Raw genomic sequence first — 16,928 nt, forward strand, 5'->3', positions numbered from 1 at the left:
TATTTACATATCCTGCATGATACGGATAACGGAGAAGTCTCCGCTGACCGCCGCGCAGAGAATCGGTGCCATGTACTCATCTACCAGTGACGGAGTCAGCGGTACGGGCATGTTCTTCAGTTTCATTTCAAGCTGGGGATTTTTTGCTGCGTCCAGGGCTTTGACAATATAGTCCTCACTGAAACCCGGAAGTTCGCCGAGGGTGACCGGTGCGCCTATCGCTTTACCGAAGTTTATCATGCCCCGGGCAACGGCTATACCGAGCGCTTTTCCGCTGAGGCCTTTCAAGTCCTCCGTAATATATCCGGCATCAGAAAATATTCCGCCGATCCGCCGCAGCTGTTTTTCGATGGCGGGAGAAAAGAAAACAGCGTAATAGGGATTCATGATGCCGCAGGCTTTTCCGTGGCTGGTTAGGTTCACCAGGGAAAAACTCGTCAGATGGGCGCCGTTGGTTCCGCCCACCATAATAGCGTAGCCGCCGAGATCCGTAGCCATTCCGATGGCGGTACGCGCTTCAGCGTCATTGGGGTTTTTCAGAATCCGGGGAGCGTATTCTACCGTCAGGGCAACGGCGCAGTCCGCAATGGACGCGGCAAGATCGAATTTCGTCTCATCAGCTCCCGCGAAAACCTCAAAACAATGGGCTATGGCGTCGAGGGCGCCGTCGATGGTGACCGCCGCGGGCATGGAAGCGGTAACGGCGTAATCGAAGAGAGCAGCCGCGGGTATGATGGCGTCATCTACAATCAGTTTTTTCTGTCCCGTAACCATATCGGTCACATTGGAATATTTTGTAAGATGGGAACCGGAACTGGCGGATGTCTGAACCGCGATGAGGGGCAGCAGGGTATTGCCGGTTTTCCGCAGGGCATCCGAGACGAGGCCCGTTCCAAAATAAGCCTCAATATCCGCGTCGCAGTCCCTGCCGAGACATGCCAGAATATTGGCCGCTTTGCACGCGTCTATTGCGGACCCTCCGCCTACCGCGATGATGCAGTCAGGTTTATGGTGAAGAATATAGCTTTCAATCCGGTACACATCCTCCCGGGGGGCGTTTGGTCCCGCCTCAGGGACAATCAGGTTTCCGGCCAGGGAAACACCGGAGGCCGCCAGAGACCGGCTGACCGCGTCAGCCACGGGTTTCAGGTACGTTGTATTGCAGACGAGAAGGGCGTTGGTTCCATACCGGGAAACGGCCGGCCCGATCCGGTCCAGGATATCCCATCCGAAGGTATACGATTCACCCTTCCACGCGGAAAGCAGAGACTCTGCCTGCTTGAATAGGTTATTCATACTCAATACTCGCTGTCGCCAAGGTAATTTCTGATTTTACTCAGATCAACGTCCCCCACCGCAGTATTGTCCCCGGCGGATACGGCGGCGGCAATACCCGCGGCGGTGCCGGTGGTGATACACGCCGGCTGATTGCGGAGATGCTTGTGCGCCAGGAAATCGCAGGAAACGTTTCTTCCCGCAAGAAGAACGGTTTTGGAACCCTTCGGAATAAGGATCCGGTACGGAATCTTGAAACTCACCATCCGGCCGACAGCCTGCCGCACGGCATAATCGTTTTCCGATCCTTCGGTACCGTCCGGGGAATGGCCTTCGCCCTGGTGGCCCAAGGTCTGTCTGCCTTTGCAGTATCCGATGCTGTCTGGCCAGTCACGGCCGGCGGCAATATCATCCTCCGTCATGTATAATTCACCGACAATCCTCCGGGTATCCCTGACTCCGATAATCTGTCCCGTGGATGTCAGGAAGGATTTTTCCATACCGGGAATAAACATACGGACAAACTCCATGATCTTGCTCTGCTGCCGCCGGGCTTCCACCACAGCGGAAACAATATCGCTGTTTCTGGTACCGTCGGAATCGTAGACCCGGATGGTGTTTATCGTGGCAGTCCCCCGTTCGGGGAACATGGCCTCGATCCTGAAATAATTGCAGGAATCGTAGAGATACCCGGCTTTCTTCGCTTTCTCAACAATGCTGAAAAAACCGAAAACACGGATCTCCCCGGTTTCCTCATTGACAATACATTGGTTGGGATCAGGGGAAAATTCACCGGGGTTTTCCTTTACATAATCAAGAAACTTCCGGCAGTCAATACCGCCCACGGTAAACAGCAGCGTCAAAGGCCGCATCTTATGATCTTCGGCCCTGCCCTGCTCATAGGGGAACCCGGTGTAAAATGAAACGTCGCCGTCCCCGGTAGCGTCCACAATCCGCTTTCCCTTAAGAATACCCATCCCCGGTTTATTAACCACCAAAAGACCGTCCACGTCTCCGGCGCTGTTTTTGCTTACCCCGCATATCCAGGTATCCAGAAACAAATCTACCTTCGCCTCGCTGAGGAATCTGAAGAACTCGGAAACACAGAGTTCCTGGTCAAAGGGGACGGTCTCGCCTTTTACGGCGCCGCCCTTTGACTCAAGAACCGAAAAAAGCTCCCTGCCAAAACCGGACATAACTTCATAGGGTGTATAGAACAGATTCATAAGACCGGCAGTGGCGATACCGCCCACAGTCTGGAGCCGTTCCACCAGACAGGTCTTCGCGCCGGTACGGCCGGCGGCGACCGCGGCGGCGACACCGGCCATACCTCCGCCGGCAACAATAACATCGTATTCACCCAAAACCGGAAGATCGGCGCCGTACTGTAAATCAGGTCCCAGGAAAAGATTTCCTTTTTCCATACTGTTGCTCCTTATCCTTTAACCGATCCTGCGGTCAGGCCTTTTATAAAATCCTTCTGCAGGAACTGGAATATTATCGTTACCGGCAGCAGTGCAATACAGGCCGCCGCCATAACCGTTCCCCATCTGATCTCACTCGTTTCCATGATAAACTCCGAAATCTTTACCGGCAGTGTTTTTAGCTGGCCGGACATGATAACCGAAGCGTACAGGTATTCGTTCCATGATGAGATAAGGGTATAGGTCATCACCGAAGCGATACCGGGCCCCGCCAGAGGCGCTATAATCTGGAGGAAAATCCTGACCGGACCGGCGCCGTCAATGGTCGCGCATTCATCAATGGATTTGGGAATAGTATCCATGTAGCCTTTCAGCAGCCAGATACCATAGGGAATGGTAAACGTGAGGTGGGCGATTCCCAGCCCCGGATATTTATTTATCAGTCCCATTTTTCCAATGATGAGGTACAGCGGCAGAACGAGCAGTATGGACGGAAACATGTACGTAAAAATAACCATCTTGCTTAAGGTATTTTTAAACGGGAACGTATACCGTGAAAGCCCGAAGGCCGCGGTGGTTACCACAATCAGGTTTACGAACATTGTTCCGATGGCGACGATAAAACTGTTGAATATATTTTTCGTTATCGGTGTCCGTACAAAAACTTCCTGGTACCATTGAAAAGTAAATTTTGAGGGAATAAACTGGTACTTCACCTGGAAAATTTCATTCGAAGGCTTGAAGGAAGTAAGCAGCACATTTACTAGGGGGAAAATAATGATCAGCATAAGTATGAACGCTATCAGAAATCTTTTCCAGCGCATAAATTACTCCTCATCCTTAATCATCTTGAAATACAGGCTGCTGAAGAACGCGAGAACCAGGAACATGGTCATTGCGATAGTCGCGGCTTCACCGAATTTATAAGAACCGAAAGAACGCTGATACACGTAAATCGGCAGGGTTTCCGTCGCAGATGCCGGCCCGCCGCGGGTCATAAGCCAGATCAGGTCAAAGTCGTTGAAAATCCAGATAGTCCTGAAAAGAATAATAATCGCCACCATCTTCTTGAGAAGCGGCAGGGTTATACTGATGAGCTGCTTCCAGGGAGAAGCCCCGTCTATAACAGCGGCTTCATAAATATCGGAAGGGATCGACTGGAGAGCCGCGATAAATCCTACCATTATAAGGGGAAAGCCCCGCCATATACTCACGGTCATTACCGATACGAGCGCAGTATTCGTATTTGCCAGGAACGCGACCCGTTCCGGTGTTATCCGCAGTATCTGCAGAATATAAGTAATCGCGCCCCACCGTTCATGGAGCATCATCCGCCAGGCAAGGGCGGTCACCACCGTAGGAAGAATCCACGGAAGAATATAGAGGGAACGGAGAACATTGATACCTCTGAAAGGCGCGTTGAGAATTATCGCTATGGTCAGCGCCAGAAGGACCTGACCGAGCAGTGTGCCCGCGGTGTACAGGATTGTCCTGCCCAGGGCGTTCCAGAACGTCGGGTCTTTGAAGAGATTAATATAATTTGAAAGACCGGCGAAGTTATTTTTCTTCGTAAACCAGTTGTAGTCACGGAAGCTCAGGGTCACCGTATACACAAAGGGATAACCCACAAACAAAATAAAAACCAGCAGCGCAGGGAGAAAAAACAAATAACCTGTTCTTGCCTGTTTATCAAGTTTCATACAATACCGCCTTAATCCCGGACGGATTTACCATCCGCCCGGGCAGGAAAAATCATGTGCTACTTTTTCGCAAAAGGACCTTCCAGGGGGTAATCAAATTCCTTCATTAAACTTTTTAGGCTTGTGTCGATAAACTCCATGGTCCGGTCAAGGGTCCAGTTGTTGAAAAGATAATTCTGCACGGCATCACTCAGGAAAAGCTGTGAAGAAATCTGTCCCGCGATAATGGACGGTCCCGCTTCAAAGCCGACCCGCCGTGCCGTAGGCAGGGCGTTCTCAAACAGGTAATTAATATGGCTTCTGAATTTCTGCGTCACAGGATCTTTATAGAACGAATCGGATTCAAGAACACTGCGCTGCAGCGGGAGATTGTACACCGGTCTGGCGGCGCATGCCAGGGATACGTTTTCCGGGCGGAAGAAGAACTCTACCCATTTGTTAACGGCTTCCAGGCGCGCATTGCTGTCGGTTTTCGAAACACCCCATGCCCACAATCCTGCGTCATGATAGGGAGGATAGTCAGCGGCGCTCGGCCCCGCGGGGTGTACAATAACACCGAGGTTATCAAGCATGGACGGATTTATATCAGCGGCGACACCGACATCCCCGGCCCATGATGAGGTAAATACCAGTTCACCATTTGCCATGGCGGTCCGGTAATCGACCCACATCCAGTTGCTGATTCCCGAAGGGAACATACCCGTATCATTGAGCTTCTTAAGATACTGGAGCGCTTCCGCTACCTTCTGCCGTTCGGAAGGAATATCCAGGAGATACGCGCCGGTTTCTTCATCAAAGAAATTACCGCCGTTGGCATTGGTCCAGATAAGAAGCTGCTGATAAGCGGCTTCCCGCGCAAGAGCCATACCCATCGCTGTCAGCCCGTTTCCCTTTGTCTTCACACTGGCATTGTACAGATCATCCCAGGTCTTTATAGAATTGGGATCAATACCGGCCTTGGCCAGGACATCCTTGCGGAACCAGATGGCGTTGATATTTGTTGAGAAGGGAATTCCCCAGACCTTTCCGTCCGGTGTCTGGCAGGATTCAATCGAGGCTTTTCCGCTGACGAAGTCCGTACCCGACGGATCGATACGCTTCAGCACATCGTTCATCGGTGACAGCATATCCTGGTAATACATCCAGGAGATTTCCGACTGGTCACAGAGCACCATGTCCGGGCTGTCACCGGAAGTCACCGATGTCATGAGCCGGGTATACCAGTCTTTGTGAGATACATATTCCGCCGTAACCGTAATATCCGGATTTTCCTTCTGGAACTGGTCGATCAGCGCCGCGTGAACTTCCTTGTCCGCGGTTGTGGTCAGTGCTGTCCAGAAAGTCAGATTAATCTTGGAAGAATCCGTACTTCCCCCCGCAAAAACAGCAGTACTAAACAGCAGTGATACAATCATCAGTACTGCAGCCAAAACCATTCTTTTGATTTTCATAGCACTCTCCTTATACCTGTACTTAGGCAAACATATTGATATGGGCAATATCATTTCCCATATTGCAATCCGTAGCATCCTCAACAATGATCTCAACCACATAGGGCTTAGCCGCGGCGGCGGCCCGTTCCAGGGCAGGCTGAATTTCCTCGTAGGTAAAAACCCGTTCAGCCTGGCATCCCAATCCCTGGGCTACCTGTATGTAATTGATAAAATCCTTATTTTCCTTCATGGCGACTTCATATTCGTATTTATACGCGTACTTCTGGTTCTGCCGGATGAGACTGAGGTACGCATTGTTCAGAATAATCACCACAATGGGGAGTTCATATTTCGCCGCCACCGCCAGTTCCTCAACCAGGAAGGTAAATCCGAAGTCACCCATAATACAGACGGCTTTCTGTTTTCCGGCTCCGACGCTGGCGCCTATGGCCGCGGGAATATCAAAGCCGAGGGTTCCCGCTCCGCCGCTGGGAAGGTATTTCCGGGGACGGTTTATTTTCTGGTACTGGCCGCTCCAGATCTGATTCAGGCCGCAGCCGGTGGTGAAATACGTTTCATCATTAAAAACCGAATTGATGTACCCGAAAACATCCCGGGGATCTATTACCTCACCAGCGTTGTTCCACTTCCGCTCGGCGTTCTTTTTCCGGAGCGGAATCGCACCAACCCTGGGTGATCCTTTCCGGGCCGATCCCGTGCTGCGGGCTTCCTGCAGCAGGGCCGGGACGGCTTCCGCCGCGTCCGCCGCGATACCGACTTCGGGTTCGATGAGTTTTCCGATTTCATTTGGATCGATATCAATATGGATAAACCGCCGGTCGCCTTTGTATACACCCAGCGCGCCGGTATGGCGGTCCGTAAAACGGCACCCTACCCCGAGGACCACATCCGATTCAAGGAAAATCTGGTTTCCGCTGGAACTTGCCCCTGCCTGAATACCCATCTGTCCGGCGTTCAGCGGATGGGCTTCCGGAAGGCCGCCTTTGGCCATATAGGTTGTTATTACCGGAATATTCATAAATTCCGCAAATTCCAGCAGCTGTTTCTCGGCGCCCGCGGATACGGTTCCGCCGCCCATAACGATGACGGGATTTTCCGCCGCGTCCAGGAGCGAAACGGCTTTTTTAATCAGCTGCTGATCGGGCTTGGCTTTTCCCGGAACCACCGGGGTATAGTCCGCTATATTGAATTCAATATCCGCCATCTGGATATCCAAAGGAAGATCGATCAGCACCGGCCCGGGCCGGCCGGACCGGGCTTCGGCAAAGGCTTCCCGCAGGGTTTCGGCGATCCGGGAAGCGTCCAAAACACAGTACGATTTCTTGCATACCGGTTTAACGATGGCGGCAATATCCACGCACTGGAACGCGCCCTTTCCCAGCTGGGAGGAATTACCCTGGCCGGTGATGGCAATCAGCGGCACCGAGTCAATCCACGCCGTATATATGCCGGTTACAAAATTTGTCGCCCCCGGGCCGGAAGTACAGATAGCCAGGGCCATTTTTCCCGACGCGCGGTAATACGCGTCAGCGGCATGGACCGCCGCTTCCTCATGGCGCATAAGATAATGGTGAATTTCCGGCGTTTCCTTAAGATATTTATAGACCGGATTAATGCCCGCCCCGGGAATCCCGAAGGCATCGGTTATGCCTTCCTTTTTAAGAATTTCGACGATGACCTGCGCAATTTGCATAGTGCCCCCTGTTCAAAAATTATTCTGAAGTATTTAATCTTTCTTTTAATTTTAAATATTGGAATTGATTTTTAAAATTGTACATCCGCTTCATAAATATTGTCAAGAAAAATATTTTTTAAATGTTTTTGAGATATTTGTATCTTTTTTTATATATAAATTCTAATATTTAAAATACAATTTTGATATTTATATCCTTTACAGATCAGGAAAAAACGGGTATAGTAACAAACGGATTAAAGATTTATCACGGGAGATGATCAGGATTCAGCCATGCAGGAAAAGACGGTTAAGAAAAACAGCGAAGGGACGAAAAAAAACCAGTCCCTGAGAAAGGCTTTGCATATACTCGAGGGGATGACCACCATCAACGGCGCCGCCCGGCTGCAGGACATAGCCCAAAAACTGAATATGCCCCAAAGCACCCTGCTCCGTTTCCTGAATACGTATATCGATTTTGGATATGTGGGCCACGATCCCAACACCCAATGTTATTACCTCACCCTAAAACTGGCGGAACTCGGCTCCCGGGCAAAGGATAATTTTCCCTTCCAGAGTTCGCTGTCAAAATACGTAAAGGAAATAGCGAGAACGTTCAATGAGTCCGCGTCGCTGTGCATAGAGCACGATATGCAGATGGTGTATATCGCCACCGAGGAAGGGCCCGGAAGAATGCTCCAGACCCTCCAGCGGATCGGACGGATAGCCCCGATGCACGCCACCGGCGTGGGCAAACTTCATCTCATGAATTATTCCGATTCCCGGCTCTCGGAACTGGAGAAACGGTACGGCCTCGGCAAATACACCGAACATACTATTACGGACATGGAATCGCTTAAGCGGGAGATAGTGAAAATCCGGGAACAGGGATACGCCGTCGATGATGAAGAATGCGAGGATGGGGTCCGCTGTGTCGCCGTCCCGGTCCGGGATTTCTCAAACGCGGTTATCGCGGGGATAAGTCTTTCCGCCCCGATTACCCGTCTGGATCTGCGGAAAATGGATGAAATCATCAAGTATCTCAAGGATATTTCGGTACAGGCGTCCCGGGAATTGGGATGTGAGTTGTAAGAACCGCCATACGCCGCCGCGGCGATTGATCCGATAAGCAAGAGACCGTACAATAACTGACACCATGAAAAAGCTGCTCATTCTTCTGCTGACTGCGTCTCCGGTATTCGCGCAGTACGCTCCCATTGTACTGGATCCTTCATACGAACACGATAAATGGGGAACCCTGCCCCAGGATCTGGTCTACCATTTTGCGGCGTATACCGTCAGTTTTGACAGCGCAGACGACAATAACGGAGACGGGACCCCGGATCTTTGGGGCATACCGGAATGGGTTTCCTTTGAAATAAAAACAGTTACGGAAAAACACAGCTTATCCGCCCGGCCCCGGTGGATGACCGATCCGCATCTCTACGCCGCGGGGATTGCCCCCGGGGATGAGTCTTACGCCGTGTCCGGCACGGGCCAGCTGGGTGAAGTAAAAACCGACTACCGGTTTGTCCGGGGACATTTGTGTCCCAAGGATACCGCGGAGCGGATAAGCCGGGACGCGGCATATAATACCCATACCCTGCTGAACGCAGTGCCCCAGCTGCAGTGGCAGAACAACGGCATCTGGAAAACCATAGAAAACCTCTGCACCGACTGGGCCGACAAATACGGCCGGGTCTGGGTTGTCTGCGGGCCGGTTTTCTTCGGCCGGAATCCTTCGATGTGGCTGGGCCAGGCCGGCGAAATGCCGGTGGCGATTCCCGACGCGCTGTTTAAGATCGTAATCCGTGAGGATTACGCAGATTCCATAAAATCGATAGCCTTTCTCATACCCAACATCCTGCCGAAGGAACAAAAAAACCCCGGCCAATTTATAACCACCATAGAACGGATCGAAGGGCTGACGGGCTTAACGTTTCTTGCGGCTTTTGAGCAGGATACGGCAGCCCATAAGCAAATCCAGGGAGCCTTGACGGATTGGTAACCCCATAACACTTGTCATTTCCCGGGGAAAAACCCTGTAATATCTTGTATACTTAAAATTTAAGTACTGCAGATTGAATTTAAAAATATCCGGGGTTTTCTATGGCAAAAACACTGGCTGCCATTGCGGTCATGGCGTTACTGCTTTCCTGTGATCAGCCCGCCGGCAGCGGAGAAAAAGAACCGGCGTCCGCCGGAGAAGGGAAATCATTTTCAATAATAAACGAACCGGTGGTCGGACCGGACGGCTCGCTGCTGTCCTACCTGAATGAAACCGTCACTGCCAGTGTGGGCGGGACCGTAATTGCGGCGGGGACTATCAGCGGAGGCTATTTCTCCATCAGCATTCCGGAGCTCGATGTCTTCATGCTCGGGACACCGCCCTTCCCGCCTTCCGTTGCAATCGACCCCGGCAATGCCCTAACCGGAGAACTCTCACTGTATTTCTCCTATGACCTGGGGGTATACAATATGCATAAGGGGATCTATAGCCAGTCCTACGGCGGGCTGACCGGGGAAACCGTGTATGTTTTTTCGGATACTGACTGCACCATGACCGGGAATTATTCCGGATCCGGCAGTACGGGAACCGTCAGTTACACCGTAAACGCCAGACTCCTCAGCCAGTGGAATTCCATTACCATAGAAAGAGTGCCCCAGGGAACGGCCGGGGCCCAGGGCACCGTCACGGCAAAAAGAGACGGATCCTACAAATGGCACCTCAATCTACAGGATTGAGCGCCGCGGGACGCCGCCGGTAAAATCTTAGAGACCGCTTAATTCTTCAATGAACTAAACCGGAAAAAATCCATTGATTCTTTAATTATTCCGGCCCTGGCGTTCAATTCGGTCCAGACGTTCGTGGAGGGCGTCAATCGTTTCCTGAAGGACATCATGCTTCCGGTGGAGTTTTTTCACGCTGGAATGAATGGAAGCTCCGGTGCCCGCGGCGATGGAAGCCCCCAGGGCGCTGAGCACATTGGTGTAATTGCCCATGATCAGCTGGGTCATATCGGTCGGCGCCAGATTGCTGAGCGCCGGGATCAAAAGACACAGCGCCGCAAAAATAACAAGGTAAAAAAACAGAAACAGGTAGATAAAAATGGATATTCTGCTCGACAGTACCGCGGGAATTTTTTCAAGAAAAGAACCGTTTTTTTCCAATTAAAAGCTCCTATCCGGTTTATTTTTAACTATACTTAATTATATACGAATTGCGGAAATTTCCGAATACCGGTCAGATCCGGCGGGATGGATCCGTGTATGTAAAAAAGAATGGCCTATGAGTAAGTACGTTTTTCCGAAAAAATCACTGGACGCATTTTCCTGCCCCCACTGCGGCGCTTATGCCCAGCAGATGTGGAATCCCTGGACCGACAGCGCGAGGCTGGGACCGCTTTCCGGTGATGCCGCGGAAATCAGTGTAAGCCAGTGCATGTACTGCAGCAATATCGGAATATGGATAAACGACCGCATGTGCTACCCCGATACGGGCTGCGGGCTTGTGCCCGCGGCGGGCATGCCCGGGGAAGTACTGTCCCTGTACCATGAAGCCGCGGCGGTGGCAGGCAAATCCCCCCGGTCCGCGGCAGCTCTTCTGCGGCTGGCGGTTCAGCATTTATGCCGGGATCTGGGCGCTGTGGGATACACCATGGACGAAGATATACAGCATCTGGTTATCCGAGGATTGCCCGAAAAAATAGAGCGGCTCTTTTCCAAGGTAAAAGTTACGGGAAACGGCGCGGTTTTTCCGGGACAAATCGCCGACGATGACCGGGAAACCGTGGAAATACTGTTCTCCCTGGTAAATCTTATGGTTGAATATATGATCCATGGCCCCGGGGAAGTGGACCGGATATACCGGCAGCTGCGGTAGAACCCGGTATTAAACCGGAAGCCATACGGCTCCGCCGGCGCGGCGGCCGGCGGATATCCGTATCAGCCTTCTATTTCGCCCAGGAGATCCTCGGCGGCAACGTATTTTTCGCCGGCAATGGATTTTTTCCATTCTTCCTTGGCCGCGGCGAGTACATCCTTTTTGGTCATAATATCGTAGCACGCGCAGCCGAAGATTTTCGAGGCGTAAATCATGCCCTTCATGCCCACGGTCGACCCCGACGCGGCGGTGGCCTGCCAGGTATGGGCGCCGATACCAATGGGATACGCCGCGGTATATACCTGGGCGACCGGGGTAATATGGGAAACATCCCCCACATCGGTGGAAGCCGGGATCGTGTAGTCTATTCCCCAGTAGCCAATGCCGTCATGGATCGGCTTGTTCATGAGGTCGTCCGCGGAATCGGGGTCAACCCCGAGCCCCAGCAGGGTGTTGCGCCGCTGATCCGGGGTCAGGGTATCCGCCAGTTTTCGGCAGAAATCGAGTTCCTCCGGGGTGTACTGGGGGATATCTATGGCCTTGAGATTCTCATACAGAAGGTCCGACATGGCTTTGTTCGCGATCACGTCATAGCAGCCGTGGTTTATGGCGTACTCCACGGTGGTGCCGGTCATCATGGCCGCGCCTTTTGCCACGTCGATAACCCGTTTGATCAAAGGAATAAGTTCCCGCATCCGGGGGCAGCGGACCTGGAAATCCCCGGAAGCGAAATCCGGGACAATATTCGCCCGCTCACCGCCGGAGGTAACCACGTAATGGATCCGGGCGCCGGTGGGCATGTGCTCCCGGAGGAATTCCGTGCCTACCTGCATCAGGGTAAGGGCGTCCAGGGCTGAGCGGCCGAGATGGGGGACCTGGGCCGCGTGGGCGGGGATGCCGTGGAATTTAAAGGTCAGCTGTATGGAGGCGTTGGTGCCGAAGGCCGCCACGGTATTGAGATCCGACGGATGATAGCCGAAAGCCGCGTCGAGATCCGAGAAAACCCCGGCTTTGGCGAGGACCGGCTTGCCGAGCTGCTCCTCCGCGGGGGCGCCGATATACCGGATGGTCCCGGAAAGAAGCCCCGCGTCAATAGCGGCTTTGACCCCCACTGCGGCGCCGAGAAGGGCCGTACCAAGAATATTATGGCCGCATCCGTGCCCGGGGGCTCCCGGTACCACCGGTTCCTGGGTGGTCTGCACTTTCTGCGAAAGCCCCGGAAGAGCGTCAAATTCGCCGAGCAGCCCGATCACCGGGGAACCGGAACCCCACTCCGCCACAAAGGCGTAATCCTGAATATGGTCAAGTTCGGTAACTCTGAACCCCGCTTCCCTGAGATATTTTTTCTGAAGCGCCGAGGATTCTTTCTCTTCATGGGAAAGCTCAGGGTTCTTCCAGAGTTCCTGGGCAATGCGGATAAAATCGTCTTTTTTTTGTTCGATAACCGAAATAATAGTGTTCTTTGCCATAGAAACCCCTCCAGGTGGTAAAAAAATACTGTACTAAATCACGTATCCATAATAATATAATATCACACTAATATCTATAATATTGTAAAGGAGACAAGCTAATGCGAAAATTGATGTTTGTGCTTTTCATTGTACTTGCCGCGGGAATGGTCTTTGCCGGCGGGTCCAGTGACTCCGGGGAAGTGGTCCTGGTGGTTGGCCAGTCCACGGATCCCGTCATCCTCGACGGTCCCATGTACAGCGATACCCCGACCCATAACCTTAATCTGGTACTGTACAATCGGCTCTACGACCTCACTCCGGAAGGGGTACTTGAACCGGACCTCGCGGTGGATATGCCTGTTATCGAAGAAAACGGGACGAAATATACCATCAAAATCAAGCAGGGCGTAAAATTCCACAACGGGAATCCCCTGACCATCGATGACGTAATATTCTCATTTAACCGGGGCGCGTTCCACGAAAAATCCCAGATGAAGTCCATCTACGCCATGATGTACAATGTGCAGAAGGTCGACGAATATACCATGACCTTCCGGACCGGTAAATTCGATTCCTCCAAAGCCCCCGCAGGAATGAAGGACAGTGACCTGAAAACCTTTGAAGAACGGGGAAAATACTACAGCCCCGCGTCATTCGGCTCCCAGGTCAACCAGCTTTCCTGGCTCGGCGCTTCCATCAATGACAAAGAAACCATGGAAAAAGCCGCCACTGACGGCACCCTCCAGGACTACGGCCTTACCTGGGCGGTGGGCACCGGATCCTTCAAATTCGACAGCTGGCGCCAGGGCGACAGCGTAACCCTGGTCCGGAATCCGGATTATTTCGATCAGTCCATTAAATCCAACGTGGACAAAATCATCTTCAAGACCATCCGGGACCCTTCGGCCCTCAAAACCGCCTTCCTCAACAAGGAAGTGGATCTGATTATGAACGTCGTACCCCTGGATGCCCGGGAAATCGAACGCCAGGGCGGAAAAATTCTTACCACCTCCGGTTACTTCGGCTACCACTACCTGGGATTCAACATGAATTCCCCCCGGGTTGGCCAGGTTAACGCCGACGGAACTCCTGACAAGGACGGGGTTTACGATCTCAACGCCCCGTCGGCTAAGCTCCGGGAAGCCATCCTGTACGCCATCAATCCCGCGGATATCGTCAATTCCCCGGACATCATGGATAAACGGGGTATTGTGAGCCTCCAGTACATGGAAACCCTTCCCTTCGGCAAGATCACCGATCCCCGGGGAACCCGGATGGAACAGGGAAATAATCAGACCGGCTATTACAATCCCACCAGGGCTAAACAGATCTTCGACGCCCTCCCGGCATCATACAAGCAGGCGGGAAGCCTCAAATGTACGGTCCTTTCCGGCAGTGTGTACGAAAAAGAAGCCCTGGTCGTTAAGGATCAGGTACGCCGCGCCCTCGGGGTTGACCTGATCAACATCGAACGGGTAGCCCTCTCCGAAGTCGCAACCCGCCGGGGAACCGCCGATCCCAATACCTGGGATCTCATCGTTAACTGGACCCAGACCGACGACAGCTACTATATCTTCGTAGCCTTTGACGGATTCAACACCTCCCTGCTTCATGACACCAAATACTATGAAGCGGCGGCGCAGACCTATATTGACCAGGGCAACTCCCTCCCCAACGGCCCTGCCCGGAATGAAGCCTATCAGAATGCTCAGAAGATCATCCTGAATGCCCTTCCCCGGGTACCTCTGGTAGCCATGCAGGGAATTTCAGCCAGCCAGACCAATATCGAAGGGGTCGCAATTTCTCCCTCCGGGTCCTTCAGGCTGAAGAACGTCGTAAAAAACAAATAAGCCTCCGGAGAACGGGCCCCGTCAGACCATGACTCTGAACCGGCGGCTCGTTCAAGAGGATTTAATCCGGTCCGGGTTAACACCCGGACCTGCAAAAAACACTGCCTGAATGAAAGGTAATCTTATCCGTAACGCGCCCCCAGGGTTCCCTGCCGGGCCATACCCGGGGACTGTCCCGGGGCTGCGGGTTTCAATTTTTTATCTTGATGCCCTACGGGGATGTGATTTGTAAGGAAAAAACATGCTGCATTATATTTTGAGGCGGGTGCTGCAGCTTATTCCCGTCGTTATCGGGGTTACCTTTATTGTGTTCGCCCTGACATACATAGCTCCCGGGGACCCTGCGCGGCTGCTCTTACCCCAGGACGCCAGCGATGAGGACGTCGCGGAAATGCGGAGCGCCATGGGACATGACCGTCCTATGCTGGTTCAATATTTCCATTTTCTTTTCGGATATGACGGCCCCGGAGATTCCTTTGATTACAAGGGGCTTTTACGGCTGGATCTCGGCCGTTCCTATGTTTCAAACCGGCCGGTTTTCGGCACAATTCTTGACCGCTTCCCCAATACTGCGCTTTTGGCGGTTATAGCGCTGGTACTGTCCATAGTGGTATCCATACCATTCGGTATAATTTCCGCCACGCGACCGTACTCAAAAACCGATATGGTGGTCACGGTGCTGGCATTGCTGGGTATTTCCATGCCCGCCTTCTGGCTGGGGATGATGCTGATATGGATATTTTCAGTCCAGCTGCGGCTTTTTCCGTCGCTGGCATCCCCTGCGAACCTGATCAGCCTGGTGCTTCCCGCCATCACCCTGGCGGCCATGAGTACCGCGGTGCAGACCAGAATGACCCGTTCCTCCATGATGGAGGTTATCCGCCAGGATTATATCCGGACAGCCCGGGCAAAGGGCCTCAGTGAAAAGCAGGTTATCCGCAAGCATGCCCTGCGGAACGCCCTGATCCCGGTGGTAACCGTTATCGGGCTCCAGGTCGGAAACCTCATGGTCGGATCGGTAATGACCGAAACGGTATTCTCCTATCCCGGAATCGGGACGATCATGGTGGATGCCATCCAGCGGAAGGACAACCCCCAGATACTGGCTTCGGTGGTCTTTATGGCCCTGGTATTCGCGGTGGTAAACCTGCTGGTGGATATACTATACGCTTTCATCGATCCCCGTATAAAAGCGCAGTACGAAGGATCGGCGAAAAAGAAGAAAGGAGGGTTCCTGAATGGCTTCAAACGCACAAAAACCTGAACATACCCATCCGGGCTCCCTGATCGCAGACGTAACCGATGAAGAGGAAATCGCCGTCCGGCAGGACCGGTCCGCTTTCGGTGAGTTCTGGCACCGGTTCAAAAAGAATAAACTCGCCGTCATCGGTCTGGTGGTGGTGGTTCTGTATATTCTGCTGGCTGTTTTCGCGGATCTTTTTTATTCCGAGGATTTCATTCTCAGCAACCAGATATCCAACGCCTTCGCTTCCCCCGGAACCGTAGCGGACATCGACTGGAATGATGAAATAAAACCCCACCGGTATATTCTGGGGGCGGACAATTTCGGACGGGATGTCCTGGGACGGATTATACACGGCGCCCGGGTCTCGATGATTATCGGGTTTGTGACGGTTATTTTCTCCATAATAGTCGGCGGCGGCCTTGGTGCCCTGGCCGGGTATTACGGCGGCGTCCTGGAAACGATCATCATGCGGGGAGCGGATATTCTGCTGGCAATCCCCAACGTTCTTTTTGCCATGGCCATTGTGGCGGCCCTGGGGCCGAGCTTCAGAAACCTGCTGCTGGCCATAGGGATCACCGCCATACCAACCTATGTCAGAATTGTCCGCGCTTCGGTGCTTACGGTGAAGGATCAGGAATTTGTTGAAGCCGCCCGGGCTATCGGAGCGCGGGATCACCGGCTTATTCTGTTCCATGTTCTTCCGAACTGTATGGCACCGGTTATAGTCCAGGCGACCCTGGGAATCGCCCAGAATATCCTTTCGGCGACATTCCTGTCATTCCTCGGCCTCGGGATCCAGCCGCCTTCTCCGGAATGGGGGAACATGCTTTCCGAAGCCCGCCAGTATATTATCTCCGCCCCGCACACGCTGATCTTCCCGGGGCTGGCGATTATGACAGTAATTCTGGCGTACAATCTGATCGGCGACGGCCTCAGGGATGCCCTGGACCCGAAGCTGAAACGGTAGGAGGGA

General features: G+C 52.8%; 15 protein-coding genes. 7 read left to right on the plus strand and 8 right to left on the minus strand.

Annotated elements, in window-relative coordinates; translation table 11 throughout:
• Positions 1-3: 3 nt before the first annotated feature.
• The 6 genes from JFL75_RS08170 to JFL75_RS08195 are packed head-to-tail and all read right to left on the minus strand — an operon-like array spanning position 4 to position 7,546.
• A complete protein-coding gene (locus JFL75_RS08170; RefSeq protein WP_215626191.1) occupies positions 4-1,296 on the minus strand; it encodes an iron-containing alcohol dehydrogenase in 1,293 nt (430 codons plus the stop codon).
• 2 nt (positions 1,297-1,298) lie between these two features.
• Positions 1,299-2,699 (minus strand): FAD-dependent oxidoreductase, encoded by a 1,401-nt coding sequence (locus JFL75_RS08175; RefSeq protein ID WP_215626192.1) that lies wholly within the window; start codon positions 2,697-2,699, stop codon positions 1,299-1,301.
• Between the two features lie 11 nt (positions 2,700-2,710).
• Positions 2,711-3,523 (minus strand): carbohydrate ABC transporter permease, encoded by an 813-nt coding sequence (locus JFL75_RS08180; RefSeq protein ID WP_215626193.1) that lies wholly within the window; start codon positions 3,521-3,523, stop codon positions 2,711-2,713.
• A 3-nt stretch (positions 3,524-3,526) separates the two neighbouring features.
• Positions 3,527-4,399 (minus strand): carbohydrate ABC transporter permease, encoded by an 873-nt coding sequence (locus JFL75_RS08185; protein ID WP_215626194.1) that lies wholly within the window; start codon positions 4,397-4,399, stop codon positions 3,527-3,529.
• A gap of 59 nt (positions 4,400-4,458) precedes the next feature.
• Positions 4,459-5,850 (minus strand): ABC transporter substrate-binding protein, encoded by a 1,392-nt coding sequence (locus JFL75_RS08190; RefSeq protein WP_215626195.1) that lies wholly within the window; start codon positions 5,848-5,850, stop codon positions 4,459-4,461.
• A gap of 22 nt (positions 5,851-5,872) precedes the next feature.
• Positions 5,873-7,546, minus strand: a complete 1,674-nt coding sequence (locus tag JFL75_RS08195; protein ID WP_215626196.1) for a thiamine pyrophosphate-dependent enzyme — start codon at positions 7,544-7,546, stop codon at positions 5,873-5,875.
• A gap of 273 nt (positions 7,547-7,819) precedes the next feature.
• On the opposite strand from JFL75_RS08195, the gene JFL75_RS08200 reads away from it, so the two are divergent.
• From JFL75_RS08200 to JFL75_RS08210, 3 genes are all read left to right on the plus strand, one after another.
• Positions 7,820-8,617 (plus strand): IclR family transcriptional regulator, encoded by a 798-nt coding sequence (locus JFL75_RS08200; RefSeq protein WP_215626197.1) that lies wholly within the window; start codon positions 7,820-7,822, stop codon positions 8,615-8,617.
• Positions 8,618-8,681: 64 nt separating this feature from the next.
• The gene (locus JFL75_RS08205; protein WP_215626198.1) at positions 8,682-9,533 is read left to right on the plus strand and encodes a DNA/RNA non-specific endonuclease; all 852 of its coding nucleotides are present in this window, start codon (positions 8,682-8,684) and stop codon (positions 9,531-9,533) included.
• A gap of 101 nt (positions 9,534-9,634) precedes the next feature.
• Entirely contained in the window at positions 9,635-10,270 is a 636-nt protein-coding gene (locus JFL75_RS08210) for a hypothetical protein (RefSeq protein ID WP_215626199.1), read from the plus strand.
• Between the two features lie 81 nt (positions 10,271-10,351).
• Here the strand turns inward: JFL75_RS08210 and JFL75_RS08215 are convergent, their stop codons facing one another.
• On the minus strand, positions 10,352-10,696 hold the full coding sequence (locus JFL75_RS08215) for a spectrin repeat-containing protein (RefSeq protein WP_215626200.1): 345 nt from the start codon (positions 10,694-10,696) through the stop codon (positions 10,352-10,354).
• Between the two features lie 118 nt (positions 10,697-10,814).
• Between JFL75_RS08215 and JFL75_RS08220 the strand changes: the two genes are divergently transcribed.
• Positions 10,815-11,408, plus strand: a complete 594-nt coding sequence (locus JFL75_RS08220; protein WP_215626201.1) for a DUF4145 domain-containing protein — start codon at positions 10,815-10,817, stop codon at positions 11,406-11,408.
• Between the two features lie 62 nt (positions 11,409-11,470).
• Here the strand turns inward: JFL75_RS08220 and JFL75_RS08225 are convergent, their stop codons facing one another.
• Entirely contained in the window at positions 11,471-12,877 is a 1,407-nt protein-coding gene (locus JFL75_RS08225) for an amidohydrolase (RefSeq protein WP_215626202.1), read from the minus strand.
• A gap of 101 nt (positions 12,878-12,978) precedes the next feature.
• Between JFL75_RS08225 and JFL75_RS08230 the strand changes: the two genes are divergently transcribed.
• The 3 genes from JFL75_RS08230 (at position 12,979) to JFL75_RS08240 (ending at position 16,922) form a co-directional block, all read left to right on the plus strand.
• On the plus strand, positions 12,979-14,709 hold the full coding sequence (locus tag JFL75_RS08230) for an ABC transporter substrate-binding protein (protein ID WP_215626203.1): 1,731 nt from the start codon (positions 12,979-12,981) through the stop codon (positions 14,707-14,709).
• A gap of 241 nt (positions 14,710-14,950) precedes the next feature.
• Complete coding sequence (locus JFL75_RS08235; RefSeq protein ID WP_215626204.1) at positions 14,951-15,973, plus strand: ABC transporter permease; 1,023 nt, start codon at positions 14,951-14,953, stop codon at positions 15,971-15,973.
• Entirely contained in the window at positions 15,948-16,922 is a 975-nt protein-coding gene (locus JFL75_RS08240) for an ABC transporter permease (RefSeq protein ID WP_215626205.1), read from the plus strand. Before JFL75_RS08235 ends, JFL75_RS08240 begins: the two co-directional genes overlap by 26 nt.
• The last annotated feature ends 6 nt before the right edge of the window (positions 16,923-16,928 follow it).

The sequence above is a fragment of the Breznakiella homolactica genome, from assembly GCF_016616095.2.
Taxonomy (GTDB): Bacteria; Spirochaetota; Spirochaetia; order Treponematales; family Breznakiellaceae; genus Breznakiella; species Breznakiella homolactica.

What these genes read in the sequence shown, in the direction of transcription:
- JFL75_RS08170 (WP_215626191.1), bottom strand. Translation starts at nt 1,296, where the DNA reads ATGAATAACCTATTCAAGCAGGCAGAGTCTCTGCTTTCCGCGTGGAAG.
- JFL75_RS08175 (WP_215626192.1), bottom strand. Translation starts at nt 2,699, where the DNA reads ATGGAAAAAGGAAATCTTTTCCTGGGACCTGATTTACAGTACGGCGCC.
- JFL75_RS08180 (WP_215626193.1), bottom strand. Translation starts at nt 3,523, where the DNA reads ATGCGCTGGAAAAGATTTCTGATAGCGTTCATACTTATGCTGATCATT.
- JFL75_RS08185 (WP_215626194.1), bottom strand. Translation starts at nt 4,399, where the DNA reads ATGAAACTTGATAAACAGGCAAGAACAGGTTATTTGTTTTTTCTCCCT.
- JFL75_RS08190 (WP_215626195.1), bottom strand. Translation starts at nt 5,850, where the DNA reads ATGAAAATCAAAAGAATGGTTTTGGCTGCAGTACTGATGATTGTATCA.
- JFL75_RS08195 (WP_215626196.1), bottom strand. Translation starts at nt 7,546, where the DNA reads ATGCAAATTGCGCAGGTCATCGTCGAAATTCTTAAAAAGGAAGGCATA.
- JFL75_RS08200 (WP_215626197.1), top strand. Translation starts at nt 7,820, where the DNA reads ATGCAGGAAAAGACGGTTAAGAAAAACAGCGAAGGGACGAAAAAAAAC.
- JFL75_RS08205 (WP_215626198.1), top strand. Translation starts at nt 8,682, where the DNA reads ATGAAAAAGCTGCTCATTCTTCTGCTGACTGCGTCTCCGGTATTCGCG.
- JFL75_RS08210 (WP_215626199.1), top strand. Translation starts at nt 9,635, where the DNA reads ATGGCAAAAACACTGGCTGCCATTGCGGTCATGGCGTTACTGCTTTCC.
- JFL75_RS08220 (WP_215626201.1), top strand. Translation starts at nt 10,815, where the DNA reads ATGAGTAAGTACGTTTTTCCGAAAAAATCACTGGACGCATTTTCCTGC.
- JFL75_RS08225 (WP_215626202.1), bottom strand. Translation starts at nt 12,877, where the DNA reads ATGGCAAAGAACACTATTATTTCGGTTATCGAACAAAAAAAAGACGAT.
- JFL75_RS08230 (WP_215626203.1), top strand. Translation starts at nt 12,979, where the DNA reads ATGCGAAAATTGATGTTTGTGCTTTTCATTGTACTTGCCGCGGGAATG.
- JFL75_RS08235 (WP_215626204.1), top strand. Translation starts at nt 14,951, where the DNA reads ATGCTGCATTATATTTTGAGGCGGGTGCTGCAGCTTATTCCCGTCGTT.
- JFL75_RS08240 (WP_215626205.1), top strand. Translation starts at nt 15,948, where the DNA reads ATGGCTTCAAACGCACAAAAACCTGAACATACCCATCCGGGCTCCCTG.